Raw genomic sequence first — 14328 nt, 5'->3', positions numbered from 1 at the left:
AATCGCCGGGTGCCCCGCACGACGAGCTCGGGACCGATCGGAAGCCAGGCTCATCACGTCCTGGCTTCGGTTTCACCCGGTGGCGGGACGGTAGGCGACGGAGAAGTCGGTGCCGCCGTTCTTCGACTCCATGACGGTGCCGTCCTCGAGCGCCACCAGCAGCGTCGCGCTGTCGACGGCCGTGAAGGCTGCGGCCGGTCCCGGCAGCTTTGCCACGGCCAGCCACGACTTCCCGGCGTCCCTGCTGACATGGACCTGGCCCTCGGCGCCGACTCCGATCAGCATGTCCTTCACCGGCGAGTCCACGTGGGACATCAGCGGTGCTCCGGGAACCGTCTTGAAGCTCACGCCACCGTCGTCGCTGACCTGCAGGCCATCGGGCGTGGTGGCGTAGACGCGATCAGGTTGGCCGGCGTTGCCTGCCAGGTCGATCACTCGGGCCTAGGCGCCCTGGATCCAGGTACGTCCCTCGTCGGTGCTGCGCCGTACGCGAGAGGTCTGGCTGTCGTAGGCGTACAGGACGGTTCCGGCGGGTTGGAGAGCGTGGAAGTCGGCGGTCCCCGACTCCGACACGGTGGTCCAGGTGACGCCGGCATCGGTGGTGCGGATCAGCCCCAGGTGGGGAGCGCCGCCGGCGGCCATGTCGTGCGCTCCGGGATGGCCGCTGGCCAGAAAGGTGTTGGGACCGATCACGGTGAAGCCCATGTGGTCCTGGATCCGGTCGGCGACCCTGGTGGCCGTCGAAGTCGAACGGACCTGGAACAAGCCGTAGTGCCCGGCGATGTACAGCGTTCCGTCGGCGGGATCGATGCCGAGCCCATGGATGTGCCCTATGCCCGGGTCGTCCGGACTGGGGGTGGCATTCTGCGGCTGCCCTGAGCAGGCCGTGGCGAGGAACGCCACAGCCGCCGCCACGACAGCTCTCACGCAAGACCGCTGGAGCCCTCTCACGGCTGTCAGCCTACTAAGGGTAGTCGTAGGAGTGGTGCTCGGCTGATCACCGTCGGGCGGAGGCCGGTGTCGCCCGGCCGGTGGGCAGGACATGGCGGAGCCGTACCACCGCGAATGCAGTGGCAATGGCGGCGGTGCCACCACACGCCGAAGGCCGGCCGACCAGGATGGCCGACCAGCGGCGCCATGGGCGCCTCGCTCTTGGACAACTCTTTGACGCCGTAGACGGCTGCATCGTATGGGTAAGGATCCCTACCCCCGTATCGCATCCGGATAGGCCGCTCCCTGTCTTGCATGAGGGAGCGGCCTATCGGAGCGCCCATCAAGATCAGCTGCGCGTGAGCTCGTAGCCCGCGTTCTCGACGGCGTTCTGGATCAGGGTGTCGTCGACGGGCCCAGTGCCTGTGACGGTCACTTTGCCGGTAGCGAGGTCCACGTCTACAGCGGTGACGCCGGCAACCTTGCCGATCTCGGACTTCACGGTGCCAACGCAGTGGCCACACGTCATGCCCGACACCGTGTAGCTGCTCGTGCTCATGATTCCTCCTCATACCCCTACGGGGTTCTCCTGGGAGGAGACTCTAGGTTCCTCATCAGCCCCCATCAAGATATACCTCATGGGGGTATATGTGAGATAAATCACGTAGACGAATATACCCCCTATGGGTATCTTCCTGGGCCATGAGAGAGCTGAACCGGATCGCCGTCGTCGGCGCCTCCCTCGCCGGCCTGCGAGCCGTCCAGGCCCTGCGGGGCGAAGGATTCGCCGGCGACGTCACGCTGATCGGGGCCGAGGCGCGCCTGCCGTACAGCCGTCCACCCCTGTCCAAGAGCGTGCTGGACGGTGACGACGACGTGTCGCTGCCCGGATCGGAGGACCTCGGCGAGGGATGGCTGCGTGGCAGGCGAGCCGCGGCCCTGCGCTAGCCGATCAGGTGATCGTCCTGGACGACGGCGCGGAGATCGCCTTCGACGGGCTCGTCATCGCGACGGGTGCCCGGCCACGGAGGCTCGACCGGCAGCCCGCAGGAGTCCACACCCTCCGCACCCTCGACGACGCGCTCGCTCTACGCGCCGACCTCCGCGCGGGGCACGAGCGGCTGGTGGTGGTCGGCGGCGGATTCATCGGCGGCGAGGTGGCCTCCACCGCTCGCCGGCTGGGACTGGCGGTGACCTTGGTGGACGCCGGGCCGTACCCGATGCTCGGCACGCTGGGCCGGCACGCGGCGCGCTGGCTCGCGGCCCACCACGCCAAGCACGGCGTCGAGCTGCTCTCCGGGGTGCGTGTTGCCGCCTTCGAGGGCGGAGATCGCGTCACCGCGGTACGGCTGGCCGACGGACGGTCGCTACCGGCGGACCTCGTCGTGGCCGCCATGGGCGTCGTGCCGAACACCGAATGGCTGCAGGACAGCGGCCTCAAGCTCGATGACGGCGTGGTGTGCACCGGCACGCTGTTCGCCGAGGGGATGGCTGCCGTGGTCGCCGCGGGCGACGTCGCTCGCTGGTCACACGGCCTGTACGGCGGGGCGCTGGTGCGTATCGAGCACTGGTCCAACGCCAACGACCAGGGCGGTGTCGCCGCGCGCAATCTCCTCGCCGGCCCTGACGACGCCCGGCCCTACGCCGAGGTGCCGTCGTTCTCCACCCACGTGCACGGCGCGCGCATCCAGACCGCCGGCCTGCCGTACCTCGCGGATGAGGAGCGGGTCGTGGCCGGCTCGCCCGGCGAGGACCGCTTCGCCGTGGCCTTCCTCAAGGGCGGTGTGCTGGTGGGAGCCGTCGCGGTCAACGCTCCCAAGGAGTTGATCCGCCTCAAGCGCGGCATCGCCGCGCGCGACGCCCTCGAGGCGGTCACCACCTGAGTTCGCCATCTGGGTTCCTCATTCACCCCGACATCGCATCCTCGCCGCAGTGGCGGATGCGAGGACAAGGAGGACGGCATGAACGCCGCAAACCCGCGCCGCTGGTGGGCACTCATCGTGCTCGCCGCCGCGCAGTTCATGGTCATCATGGACACGTCCATCATCGGCGTCGCGTTGCCCGACATGCAGCGCGACCTCGGCTTCACGCCCGGCGGCCTGCAGTGGGTCTTCAACGCCTACGTCGTCGCCTTCGGAGGCCTGCTCCTGCTGGGCGGCCGGTTGTCCGACCTGCTCGGCGCCCGCAAGGTCTTCGCCGCCGGCTGGGGCATCCTCGTCGCCGGCTCGGTCGTCGCCGCCGTGGCGAGCGCCGCGTGGGTGGAGATCCTGGGCCGGGGCATCCAGGGCGTGGGCGGCGCGCTCATCGCCCCCGCGGCGATGACGTTGCTGATGATGCTCTTCGGCCATGACCAGCGGGAGCTGGGCAAGGCGATGTCCCTGTACGGCGCGGCCGCTCCGGCGGGCGGCACCGCCGGGGTCTTCCTCGGTGGCGTCATCACCGAGTACCTGAGCTGGCCGTGGGTGTTCATCGTCTACATCCCGATCGGCGTGCTTACCCTGCTGGCCGTACCGGCTCTGCTACCGGCCACGCAAGCCAGGCGTGGCTCGGTGGATGTGCTGGGCGCCATCGCGGTCACCGCGGGCGTGGCCCTGATCGTCTACGCCATCGTCGACCTGAACTGGATCGCCGCCCTCGCCGGCGCGGCCCTGCTGGGGCTGTTCCTCATCGTCCAGCGCACGGTCCGCCAGCCGCTGATGCCGCTGTCGATCTGGCGTGCTCCCGGCCTGGCGGCGTCGAACCTGGCGATGGCGCTGCTGGGCGCGGCGTGGATCCCGATGTGGTACTTCCTCAACCTCTACCTGCAGCAGGTCCTCGGCTACGGCGCCTTCGCCAGCGGCGCGGCGCTGCTCCCGATGACTGTGGCGATCATGATCTTCATGGTCGGCATCACCGCTCGGCTGCTCGGCCGCTTCGGCGCCAAGCCGCTCATCGTGCTCGGCCTGCTGGTCCTCGCGGCCGGTGTCGCGGGGCTGTCGTTCGCCCGGCCCGACGGCTCGTTCGCCGTGGACGTGCTGCCCGCCAGCCTGATCGCCGCGGTGGGCATGTCGCTGGCCTACATCCCGGCCATGATGTCGGCCATGTCCGGCGCCCGGCCGGAGGAGGCCGGGCTGGCCTCCGGCATCGTCAACACCACCTACAACGTGGGATCGGCGCTGGGGCTGGCGGTCATGACCGCCGTGGCCATGTCCCAGGGAGCCGCCGAGCTGGGCAACCCGACCGAGCTCACCGACGGCTTCGGCGCGGCGTTCGTGGGTGCTGCCCTCGTGGCCGTCGCCGGTGCCGCGCTGGCGCTGCTGTTCATGCGCAAGCCGAGGGCGGTCGCACAGGAAGAGCCGGAGCCCGCCCGGGCGTAGAGACATTCCCGGGACAGGGCCGATCCCTGTCCTGGGAATACTATAGGGGGGTATGGTGTTATAGTGGGCACCAGCACCGAGGGGAACCGGGGACATGGCCGGATACAGCAACAGCACACAAGACCACCTCCGGCGGCTGCGCCGGATCGAAGGGCAGGTTCGCGGCCTGCAGCGGATGGTCGAGGACGACAAGTACTGCATCGACATCCTGACCCAGGTGTCGGCGGCCACCAGTGCCCTGCGGTCCTTCGCGCTCTCGCTGCTGGAGGAGCACCTGGCCCACTGCGTCGCCGAGGCCACCCTCAAGGGCGGCCCGGAGGCCGAGGCCAAGGTCAAGGAGGCCTCCGACGCCATCGCGCGACTCGTCCGTTCCTGAACAATGCCGAGATTTTCCGAAGGAGAGATTGATATGGCCACCGCGACCTACACCGTGAAGGGCATGACCTGCGGCCACTGCGTCAGCTCGGTGAAGGAGGAGGTCGGCGAGGTGCCCGGCGTCACCGGCGTCGAGGTCGACCTGGCCAGCGGGCTGCTGACCGTCGACAGCGAGAGCCCGGTCGACCCGGCGAAGATCGCCGCCGCGGTCGAGGAGGCCGGGTATGAGGTGGTGAGCTCGGCGTGAACACGGCGGCCAAGCTCGGCGCCTACGCCCTCGGACTCGCCGTGATCTTCGGCGGTGCCTTCGGCATCGGCACCGCTGCGGGCGAAGTCGGCCCGGCCCCCGCCAAACCGGGCCATGCCGCCCAGTCCAGCAGCGGCCATGCCGCTCAGGCAACCGGCGGCCACGCCGCTCAGGCAACCGACGGCCATGTCCAGCACACGGAGCCGGCACAACAAGGCTCCGGCGATACCCCCGGAGGGCTTCAGGTGTCCCAGAACGGCTACACCCTCACCCCGCTCACCGGCGCACTCAAGCCCGGCGAGCCGACCGACTTCCGGTTCACCGTGACCGGGCCCGACGGCGAGCCGGTCACCGACTACCAGGTCCAGCACGACAAGAAGCTCCACTTCATCGTGGTCTCCCGGGACCTGGCCGGCTTCTGGCACCTGCACCCGGACGAGGCCGGTGGCGGGGTGTGGAGCGTCAGGCTCACCCTGCCGAAGCCGGGCGCCTACCGGGCCTTCGCCGACTTCGCCCCCACCGGCGGCAGCCCGCTGACGCTGGGCGCCGACCTGCTCGTGGCGGGCGACTACAAGCCGAAGGCGCTGCCCGCGGCCGGCCGTACCGCCAAGGTGGACGGTTATGAGGTCAAGCTCGACGGCGAGCTGACGCCGGGCCGCTCCAGCACGCTCACCCTCACCGTGACCAAGGACGGCAAGCCGGTCACCGACCTCGAGCCCTACCTCGGGGCCTACGGCCACCTGGTGGCCCTGCGCGCCGGCGACCTGGCCTACCTGCACGTCCACCCCGAGGAGAGCGCGACCGCCGGGCCACAGATCGTCTTCCACACCGAGGTGCCCAGCCGGGGCGCCTACCGGCTGTTCCTGGACTTCCAGCACGAGGGCGAGGTGCGCACCGCCGACTTCACCGTGACGGCCGGCGGCGTGACCCTCCCCGAGCAGCCGGGCCCGGACAAGCCCGGCGAGACGCCGGACGGCGACGGCCACGGCGACGGGCACGGCGACGGGCACGGCGACCACACCCACTGACCGCGGGACGCGAGCGAAAGGAGAGGTGATGTCCCCCATCACCGACGAGCGGCCACAGGGCAGCCCCCGGGGCAGCGTCGAGCTGTCGATCGGCGGCATGACCTGCGCGTCCTGCGCCAACCGCATCGAGCGCCAGCTCAACAAGCTCGCCGGGGTGCCCGCGACGGTCAACTACGCCACCGAGAAGGCAAAGGTCCCCTTCCCCGCCGATCTGGACCCGGGGCGGCTGATCGCCACCGTGGAGGCGGCCGGCTACACCGCCGCGCTGCCCGAGCCGCCCAAGCCCGAGACCGGGCCGGAGACCGGGCAGACCGGGCCGGACGACGAGCTTCGCCCGCTCCGCCACCGGCTCATCACGTCACTGGTGCTGAGCATTCCAGTCGTCGCGATGGCGATGATCCCGGCGCTGCAGTTCACCAACTGGCAGTGGCTGTCGCTGACGCTGGCCGCGCCGGTCGTGGTGTACGCGGGCTGGCCCTTCCACAAGGCCGCGTGGACCAATCTGCGCCACGGCGCCGCCACCATGGACACGCTGGTCTCGCTCGGCACCCTCGCCGCGCTGGGCTGGTCGCTGTGGGCGCTGTTCTTCGGCACGGCCGGCACGCCCGGGATGACCCATCCGTTCGAGCTGACGATCGAGCCGACCGACGGCTCGGGCAACATCTACCTGGAGGCGGCGGCCGGGGTGACGGCCTTCATCCTGGCCGGGCGCTACTTCGAGGCCCGCTCCAAGCGCCGCGCGGGCGCGGCGTTGCGGGCGCTGCTGGAGCTCGGCGCCAAGGACGTGGAGCTGGCCGACGGCAGGCGCGTGCCGGTCGAGCAGCTGAAAGCAGGCGACCGTTTCCTGGTGCGGCCCGGCGAGAAGATCGCCACCGACGGCGTGGTGGAGGAGGGCACCTCGGCCATCGACGCCTCGATGCTGACCGGCGAGTCGGTCCCGGTGGAGGTACGGCCCGGCGACGCGGTCACCGGCGCCACCGTCAACGCGGGCGGCCGGCTGGTCGTGCGCGCCACCCGCGTCGGCGCCGACACCCAGCTGGCCCAGATGGCCAGACTGGTGGAGCAGGCCCAGACCGGCAAGGCCGAGGTGCAGCGCCTGGCCGACCGCATCTCGGGCGTCTTCGTGCCCATCGTGATCGCCCTGTCGGCCGGCACGCTGGGCTTCTGGCTCGGCACCGGCGCGGGCGCGGCGGCGGCCTTCACCGCGGCGGTGGCCGTGCTGATCATCGCCTGCCCGTGCGCGCTGGGCCTGGCCACCCCCACCGCGCTGCTGGTCGGTACCGGGCGCGGGGCCCAGCTCGGCATCCTCATCAAGGGCCCGGAGGTGCTGGAGTCGACCCGCAGGATCGACACGATCGTGCTGGACAAGACCGGCACGGTCACCGAGGGCCGCATGAGCCTGGTCGAGGTCCACGTGGCCGAGGGCGAGGCCGAGCAGGAGGTGCTGCGCCTGGCCGGAGCGCTGGAGCACGCCTCCGAGCACCCGATCGCGCGGGCCGTCGCGCGGGCCGCGCAGTCCACCGCCGCCGTGGAGGACTTCGCCAACGTCGAGGGGCTGGGCGTCCAAGGCATCGTCGAGGGGCACGCGGTGCTGGTCGGCCGGCCCAAGCTGCTGGCCGAGTGGTCGCAGCACCTGCCCGCGGACCTGGAGCGCGTCGTGGAGGAGGCGCAGGCGGCCGGCCGTACGGCGGTCGCGGTCGGCTGGGACGGCAAGGCCCGCGGCGTGCTGGTCGTGGCCGACGTGATCAAGCCGACCTCCGCCGAGGCGATCGCCCAGCTGCGTGCCCTGGGGCTGACCCCGGTGCTGCTCACCGGCGACCACCAGGCCGTGGCCCACTCGGTGGCGGAGCAGGTCGGCATCGCCCCCGAGAACGTGATCGCCGAGGTGCTGCCGGCCGACAAGGTGGCCGTGGTCAAGAGGCTGCAGGCCGAGGGGAAGAGTGTGGCCATGGTCGGCGACGGCGTCAACGACGCCGCGGCGCTGGCCCAGGCCGACCTGGGGCTGGCCATGGGCACCGGCACCGACGTGGCGATCGAGGCCTCCGACCTGACGCTGGTGCGCGGCGACCTGCGGGTGGCGGCCGACGCGATCCGGCTGGCGCGGCGCACGCTGCGCACCATCAAGGGCAACCTGTTCTGGGCGTTCGCCTACAACGTGGCGGCCCTGCCGCTGGCGGCCATGGGGCTGCTCAACCCGATGATCGCCGGGGCGGCGATGGCGTTCTCCAGCGTGTTCGTGGTGAGCAACAGCCTCAGGTTGCGGCGGTTCAGGTAGGAGAGCTCAGGTGGCCGGAGGAGGTGCGCCCCCTCCGGCCACCTGTTCCAAGCACGAGCGCCCGAGGCAGTCAGCCCTCGCATGCTGCCGTAAGTCCTATGTCGCGCCAAATCTACGGGCACAGACAGCTGCTCCCGGGAGCCTGATGCTGCTTCGATGCGCGACCGCCTCAAGCGGCCGGTTGGCGGCGATGTGATCCGCCGAACGTGTCGCCAACAGTTGCCGCCAGCATCAGATACGCGTCCCGTGTCTCCTTCGCGAGCCGGTCGAGATCGAGCTCCGAGTCTTCTTCAAGATGTGGATCGTAGGGAATGCTCACGACTGCACGGCATCGGTCCCTGAAATAGCCGCTGAGCTCGTCGAGATCCACGGTGGACTTGCTTCGAGGCCGTACGCTGGACAGAACGACGGTCGCGCCCAGGACAGACGCGCCCAGGAAAGTCGCAAGCCCCGCCGGACGCCTCGGCCGTACATCTTCCGCGGCCTGCTGTTCTGCGGTGTCTGCGAGCGGCGCATGCAGGGCAGCTGGAACAACGGCAAGCCGCACTACCGGTGCGTCTTCCCCAGCCAGTACGCGCAGGCCAACAAGCTCGACCACCCGCGCTCGGTCTACGTCCGGGAAGAGCTGATCGTCGAGCCGCTGGATGCGTGGCTGGCCACGGTGTTCGATCCCGCGCATCTCCCGGACACGATCCGCGCCATGACGGAGGCACAGCTGGCCGATGACCATCGCCTGGTGGCGGTCGAGGCTGCTCGCCAGGCGGTGGCCGCGTGCGAACGCAAGCTCGCCGCCTATCGAGCCCTCGTGGATGCGGGGAGCGATCCGGCGGTGGTCGCCGGGTGGATCGCCGAGACGGAAGCCAAGCGGAAGGTCGAGCAGATGCGCCTGGATCAGCTGATCAGTGCCATCCCCAAACGGCTCACGGAGGAGGAGATCGCCGCCATGACGGCCATGCTCGGAGACGTACGCAGAGCCCTGCACAGCGCCGATCCGATGGACAAGGCCGAGGTCTACGGCCAGCTCGGGCTGCAGCTGACGTACGAACCCGTCCGGAAAGAAGTAATCGCCCGAGCTCAGCTCGGGCGATCATGTAGCAAAGCGTGTCCGAGGTCCGTACGGCTACCGCCGCCCCATGCGCCTCGATCTCGCCGGTCAGCGCGGGCAGGTCGGCCAGGACGGCGCCGTCGGGCAGGCGGAAGGACAGCACGCTGCCGCGCTGCGCCCCGCCCAGCGTGTCGGGCGTGCCGATGGCGGCCAGCCGTCCGTCACGCAGCACCGCCACGCGGTCGGCCAGGTGCTGCGCCTCGTCCATGTAGTGGGTGGTCAGCAGGATCGTGGTGCCGAGGGCGCGCAGGCCGTCGATGAGCTCCCAGGCGTGGTGCCGCGCGGAGGGGTCGAAGCCGGTGGTGGGCTCGTCGAGGAACAGCAGCTCGGGCCGTCCGACCAGGCCGAGCGCCAGGTCCAGGCGCCGCCGCTGCCCGCCGGACAGCGTGCGGACCCGGGCGGTCCGCTTGCCGGACAGGCCGACCTGGTCGATCACCTCGTCGGGGTCGCGGTGGCGGGGGTAGAAGCCGGCGTACAGCCGCACCAGCTCCGCGACGGAGAACTCCTCCTCGAACCCCGCCTCCTGCAGGACGATCCCGATGCGCTCCCGGTAGGCCCGCCCGCCGGTGGCCGGGTCGAAACCCAGCACCGACACGCTGCCGCCGTCGCGGTCACGATGTCCTTCCATGATCACCGCGGACATGGCTGCTCCTCTACCTGTGGGGCCTTCACCGTCCCTCAGCGGGGCGACGCGCGGCAGAGCCGTTCGGGGCAGGCCCGCCGGGACCTTCGTCCTTCCTCCCGGGACGAACGGCCGTGGCCCGCCAGTGCCGCCGGTTCTAGCGTCGAGGCATGCCCTCCCTCGACCTGACGCGGATCCACGGAGTCGTCTTCGACACCGACGGCGTGGTCACCGACACCGCACGGGTACACGCGGCGGCGTGGAAGCAGACGTTCGACGCCTTCCTGCGCGCCCGTGACCTGCCGCCCTTCGACATCCGCGCCGACTACCTCCGCTACGTCGACGGCCGCTCCCGCTTGGACGGCGTGCGCACGTTCCTGGCCTCGCGCGGCATCACCCTGCCCGAGGGCGGCCCGGACGACGCGCCCGGCACGCCGACCGTGCACGGGCTGGGCCGGGCCAAGGACGCCCTGTTCATGGAACAGGTCAGCCGGTACGGCGTGGCCGCCTTCCCCTCCACCGTGGCGCTGCTGCGCGAGCTGCGGCGGCGCGGCAGCCGTACCGCGGTCGTCTCGGCCAGCCGCCACTGCGGCGCGATCATCGCCTCGGCGGGGCTGGCGCACCTGTTCGACGCTCTCGTGGACGGCAACGACAGCGCCAGGCTCGCCCTGCCCGGCAAGCCGGACCCCGCCCTGTTCCTGGAGGCGGCACGCCGGCTCGGCCTGCCACCGGGCCGGGTCGCGGTCGTGGAGGACGCGCTCGCCGGCGTCCAGGCGGGACGCCGCGGCGGCTTCGGGCTCGTGGTGGGCGTCGACCGCGGCGGCACGGGCCTGCTGGCATCGGCCGCCGCGGACATCGTCGTGCGTGACCTGGACGAGCTCACGGTGACCGGCCGCGTGCCGGTGATGGCGCGATGAACCCCTGGACGCTGCTGTACGAGGGCTACGACCCCGCCTCCGAGGGGCTGCGCGAGGCGCTGTGCACGCTGGGCAACGGGGTGTTCGCCACGCGCGGCGCCACCCCCGAGGGTGCCCTGCGCACGCCCGGCACCTACGCCGCGGGCTGCTACGACCGGCTGGACTCGGTGGTCGCCGGCCGTACGGTGACCAACGAGGACATGGTCAACCTGCCCGACTGGCTGCCCTTCACCTGCGCCACACCGGGGTCGGACTGGTTCGCCCCCGAGCGGGAGGAGCTGCTGGACTACCGGCAGGAGCTCGACATGCGCGAGGGCGTGCTGCACCGGCTGGTCCGCTGGCGCGACCGCGAGGGCAGGATCACCTCCTTGCGGCAGCGCCGCCTGGTGTCCATGGCCGACCCGCGCCTGGCCGCGCTGGCGACCACCGTCACCGCGGAGAACTGGTCGGGGCCGCTTCGCGTGCGCTCGGCCCTGGACGGCACGGTGACCAACAGCGGCGTCGCCCGCTACCGCGAGCTGCGCGGCGACCACCTGACCGGCCAGGAGTCCGGCGAGGAGGACGACCTCGTCTGGCTCACCGCCCGCACCCGCGCTTCGGGGATCACGGTGGCGCTGGCGGCGCGGCTCGACGGCGGCCCGCGCGGACGCCGGGTGTCACAGGAACCGGCGTGGATCGCCGACGAGCGCACCATCGATATCGCCCAGGGCGTGCCGGTGACGACGGCCAAGGTGGCGGCCCTGATCACCTCTCGCCACCACGCCGTCCACGACCCCCTCACCGCCGCCTGGCGAGCCGTACGGCTGGCACCCGGCTTCGGAACGCTGCTGGAGGCACATCGAGCGGCATGGAAGCGGCTGTGGGAGCGGACCGGCATCGAGCTGGACGACCCGGAGCTCGCCCAGATCGTCCACCTGCACATCTTCCACCTGCTGCAGACGCTGTCCCCGCACACCGCCGACCTCGACGTCGGCGTGCCGGCGCGGGGCCTGCACGGCGAGGCCTACCGTGGGCACGTCTTCTGGGACGAGGTCTTCGTCCTGCCGTGGCTCGACCTGCGCCTCCCCGAGGTGGCTCTCGGCCTGCTGCGCTATCGCTGGCGAAGGCTGCCCGAAGCCAGGGCCGCGGCCCGCGCCGCCGGGCTGGAGGGCGCGCTGTTCCCCTGGCAGAGCGCCAGCGACGGGCGGGAACAGACCCAGACCTTCCACCTCAACCCCGCTTCGGGGCGCTGGCTGCCCGACCACTCCCACCTGCAACGCCACGTCGGCCTGGCCATCGCCTACAACGTCTGGCACCACTACCTGGCGACCGGCGAGCTGCCCGGCTTCGCCGCCGAGCTGCTGATCGAGATCGCCCGCTGCTTCGCCTCCCTGGCCCGGCTGGAGCCGGACTCGGGCCGCTACGAGATCCACGGCGTGATGGGCCCCGACGAGTACCACACGGGCGCTCCCGGCCTGGACAACAACGCCTACACCAACGTCATGACCGTGTGGCTGCTCATGCGCGCCCGCGAGGTCGCCGAGATGACGCCCGATCTCGGGGTGTCCGCCGAGGAGCTGACCCGCTGGGAGGACATCACCCGCCGCATGCGCGTCGACTTCCACGACGGCGTCATCAGCCAGTTCACCGGCTACGCCGAGCTGCCCGAACTGGACTGGGAGCGGTACCGGGGCGTGCGCCGCCTGGACCGGGCGATGGAGGCCGACGGCGACGACGTCAACCACTACCGCGCGTCCAAGCAGGCCGACGTGCTCATGCTGTTCTACCTGCTGACCGCCGAGGAACTGCTGGCCATCCTGCGCCGGCTCGGTTACCCGGCCGAACCCGGCCTGATCCCGCGCACCGTCCACTACTACCTGGAGCGCACCAGCCACGGGTCCACGCTGAGCGCGGTCGTCCACTCCTGGGTGCTGTCCCGATCGGACCGGGCCGCATCCTGGCGCTTCTTCGTCGAGGCGCTCGCCGGCGACATCAAGGACGTCCAGGACGGCACCACGGCCGAGGGCATCCACCTGGGCGCCATGGGCGGCACGCTGGACCTGCTGCAGCGCTGCTATGCCGGGATCGAGCCGGAGCGGGACGGCATCCGCCTCAACCCCCTGGTGCCGGACCGGCTGGGCCGGATCCGGCTGCCGATCCTGCACCGCGGGACCTGGCTGGCCGTCACGGCGAAGGACGGGCACGCCACGTGCCGCCCCCTGGCCTGAACGCGTCAGTGCACCACGACGACGTGGCCCACCTTGAGCCACGAACTCGCCCAGATCCAGTCCATCGCGGCGATGCTCACCCGCACGCAGCCGTGGGAGGCCGGATAGGGCGGCACGGAGCCGTAGCCGTGGACGGCGATGCCGCCGTTGAAGTACCGGGGCCGGTACAGCGAGCCGAGCGGCCCTTTGTCCCAGCCGTCGACCTGCCGGTAGACCTTGTAGGTCCCGCGTGGGGTGACCGCTCGCTTGACCACCCCGCCGACGCTGTAGGTGGCCCCGTTGCCGGTGGAGGTGTTGAACACCGTCCGCACTTTCCCGTCCTCGGCCAGGATCAGGAGCTGCCTGCGGAGGTCCACCTCCAGCCGCTTGCCCGCGGTGGTGTACGCCGGGGGCCGGACGCCGCGGTCGATGGCGCTCCACGTCCTGGGGCCGGCGATCCCGTCGTGGGCCAGCCCGGCGGCCTTCTGCACCGCGTACACCGCCTGCTTGGTGAGCGGCCCGAAGCGCCCGTCCGCCGGGCCCGTCCAGTAGCCCAGCGTGGCCAGCCGCCGCTGGAGCGCCAGCACATCCGCGCCGCTGTCGCCCTGCCGTAAGGTCGCCCGAGCCTGGCCGGCGTCCACGGTGGCCGGTGCGGCGAGCGGGCTCTCCGCGACCGGCGTCGCCGGGATGCAGGGTGACAGGCCGATGATCCATGCGCTCGCCAGTGCCAGGTTCATGGTTCTCGCCTCCGGCTCCACGGTCTCGCCTGGCGATCCCGGGCGGCAGGGCCGTCCCTCCTCCAGTCGCGGGTCGTTGGTCCTCGCGCCGTCAGCGCGGTTCGGCGTCTCAGAGGACCTGGTTCGCAGGCGAGGTGGAGGTCATCGAGACCGGGGACCTTCTGCTCCCGCCGGCGGTCCTTCGGCCCTGCCCGGGAGGAGCCCGGCGAGAGACGCTCGAAGGGAGAAAGGAGGTGGAGACGATGAGACTGACATGGAAGGACGCCGTGGCGGCGGCGGTCACGGGCACCATCGTCGCGCTCTACGTCGCATTCCTCCAGGGCGCCCAGCTGCCGCTGCTCGGAAGCGTGCGCGGCACGGCCGGCGCCGTCCTGCTCCTTGGGATCGTCGGCGGATGTGCCATGAGCAGGGGCGACGCTTTGACCGAGCCCCGCTCGACGGAGAGGCACGTCTACGTGGTCCTGACCGGCACGCTGGGGGTCGTCGCGCTGGGGGCTGCGGTGTCGCGCTGGTCACAGGGCTTGAGATCGCCCTGACCGTGCTGGTCGTG

15 protein-coding genes and 1 pseudogene are annotated in these 14328 nt (G+C 71.3%); 11 read left to right on the top strand and 5 right to left on the bottom strand.

From position 1 onward, the window contains the following. Positions 1 to 72 precede the first annotated feature (72 nt). The 3 genes from BSB02_RS35615 to BSB02_RS35605 all read right to left on the bottom strand — a co-directional run bounded on the left by BSB02_RS35615 (position 73) and on the right by BSB02_RS35605 (position 1489). Positions 73 to 435 carry a WD40/YVTN/BNR-like repeat-containing protein gene (locus tag BSB02_RS35615; RefSeq protein ID WP_084965408.1) on the bottom strand — a complete coding sequence of 121 codons (363 nt, stop codon included), beginning with the start codon at positions 433 to 435 and terminating at the stop codon, positions 73 to 75. Positions 436 to 441: 6 nt separating this feature from the next. Next, complete coding sequence (locus tag BSB02_RS35610) at positions 442 to 927, bottom strand: beta propeller repeat protein (RefSeq protein ID WP_143591602.1); 486 nt, start codon at positions 925 to 927, stop codon at positions 442 to 444. 352 nt (positions 928 to 1279) lie between these two features. Further along, positions 1280 to 1489, bottom strand: a complete 210-nt coding sequence (locus tag BSB02_RS35605; protein WP_084965406.1) for a heavy-metal-associated domain-containing protein — start codon at positions 1487 to 1489, stop codon at positions 1280 to 1282. A gap of 143 nt (positions 1490 to 1632) precedes the next feature. Between BSB02_RS35605 and BSB02_RS43230 the strand changes: the two genes are divergently transcribed. The 8 genes and pseudogenes from BSB02_RS43230 to BSB02_RS43760 all read left to right on the top strand — a co-directional run. Beyond that, positions 1633 to 1878 carry an FAD-dependent oxidoreductase gene (locus tag BSB02_RS43230; protein WP_206185067.1) on the top strand — a complete coding sequence of 82 codons (246 nt, stop codon included), beginning with the start codon at positions 1633 to 1635 and terminating at the stop codon, positions 1876 to 1878. An 8-nt stretch (positions 1879 to 1886) separates the two neighbouring features. Further along, positions 1887 to 2813, top strand: a complete 927-nt coding sequence (locus BSB02_RS43225) for an NAD(P)/FAD-dependent oxidoreductase (protein ID WP_206185066.1) — start codon at positions 1887 to 1889, stop codon at positions 2811 to 2813. Positions 2814 to 2891: 78 nt separating this feature from the next. Further along, entirely contained in the window at positions 2892 to 4286 is a 1395-nt protein-coding gene (locus tag BSB02_RS35595; RefSeq protein WP_143591600.1) for an MFS transporter, read from the top strand. A 94-nt stretch (positions 4287 to 4380) separates the two neighbouring features. Then, positions 4381 to 4662 (top strand): metal-sensitive transcriptional regulator, encoded by a 282-nt coding sequence (locus BSB02_RS35590; protein ID WP_084965405.1) that lies wholly within the window; start codon positions 4381 to 4383, stop codon positions 4660 to 4662. A 33-nt stretch (positions 4663 to 4695) separates the two neighbouring features. After that, positions 4696 to 4908, top strand: a complete 213-nt coding sequence (locus BSB02_RS35585; protein WP_084965404.1) for a heavy-metal-associated domain-containing protein — start codon at positions 4696 to 4698, stop codon at positions 4906 to 4908. Between the two features lie 245 nt (positions 4909 to 5153). Then, positions 5154 to 5936, top strand: a complete 783-nt coding sequence (locus BSB02_RS35580; RefSeq protein ID WP_338064373.1) for a hypothetical protein — start codon at positions 5154 to 5156, stop codon at positions 5934 to 5936. Between the two features lie 28 nt (positions 5937 to 5964). Further along, complete coding sequence (locus BSB02_RS35575) at positions 5965 to 8211, top strand: heavy metal translocating P-type ATPase (protein WP_084965402.1); 2247 nt, start codon at positions 5965 to 5967, stop codon at positions 8209 to 8211. A gap of 295 nt (positions 8212 to 8506) precedes the next feature. Further along, positions 8507 to 8782, top strand: a pseudogene (locus tag BSB02_RS43760) (recombinase zinc ribbon domain-containing protein); the annotation flags it as partial. 349 nt (positions 8783 to 9131) lie between these two features. Here BSB02_RS43760 and BSB02_RS35565 read toward each other — a convergent pair. After that, on the bottom strand, positions 9132 to 9998 hold the full coding sequence (locus BSB02_RS35565) for an ABC transporter ATP-binding protein (protein ID WP_276206387.1): 867 nt from the start codon (positions 9996 to 9998) through the stop codon (positions 9132 to 9134). 110 nt (positions 9999 to 10108) lie between these two features. On the opposite strand from BSB02_RS35565, the gene BSB02_RS35560 reads away from it, so the two are divergent. Together BSB02_RS35560 and BSB02_RS35555 are read left to right on the top strand one after the other, a co-directional pair. Next, on the top strand, positions 10109 to 10855 hold the full coding sequence (locus tag BSB02_RS35560; RefSeq protein WP_084965400.1) for an HAD family hydrolase: 747 nt from the start codon (positions 10109 to 10111) through the stop codon (positions 10853 to 10855). Next, positions 10852 to 13062, top strand: a complete 2211-nt coding sequence (locus BSB02_RS35555; protein WP_084965399.1) for a glycoside hydrolase family 65 protein — start codon at positions 10852 to 10854, stop codon at positions 13060 to 13062. Before BSB02_RS35560 ends, BSB02_RS35555 begins: the two co-directional genes overlap by 4 nt. A 5-nt stretch (positions 13063 to 13067) precedes the next feature. On the opposite strand, the gene BSB02_RS35550 is transcribed toward BSB02_RS35555, so the two are convergent. Then, complete coding sequence (locus BSB02_RS35550) at positions 13068 to 13778, bottom strand: L,D-transpeptidase family protein (RefSeq protein WP_084965398.1); 711 nt, start codon at positions 13776 to 13778, stop codon at positions 13068 to 13070. A 242-nt stretch (positions 13779 to 14020) separates the two neighbouring features. Between BSB02_RS35550 and BSB02_RS35545 the strand changes: the two genes are divergently transcribed. After that, positions 14021 to 14314: a hypothetical protein gene (locus BSB02_RS35545; protein ID WP_143591598.1), complete on the top strand. Its 294-nt coding sequence runs from the start codon at positions 14021 to 14023 to the stop codon at positions 14312 to 14314. The last annotated feature ends 14 nt before the right edge of the window (positions 14315 to 14328 follow it).

The sequence above is a fragment of the Thermoactinospora rubra genome, from assembly GCF_002093975.1.
Lineage (GTDB): Bacteria > Actinomycetota > Actinomycetes > Streptosporangiales > Streptosporangiaceae > Nonomuraea > Nonomuraea rubra_A.
The sequence above is the reverse complement of the archived record's forward strand: the minus strand, read 5'-3'. Positions and strand labels throughout refer to the sequence as shown.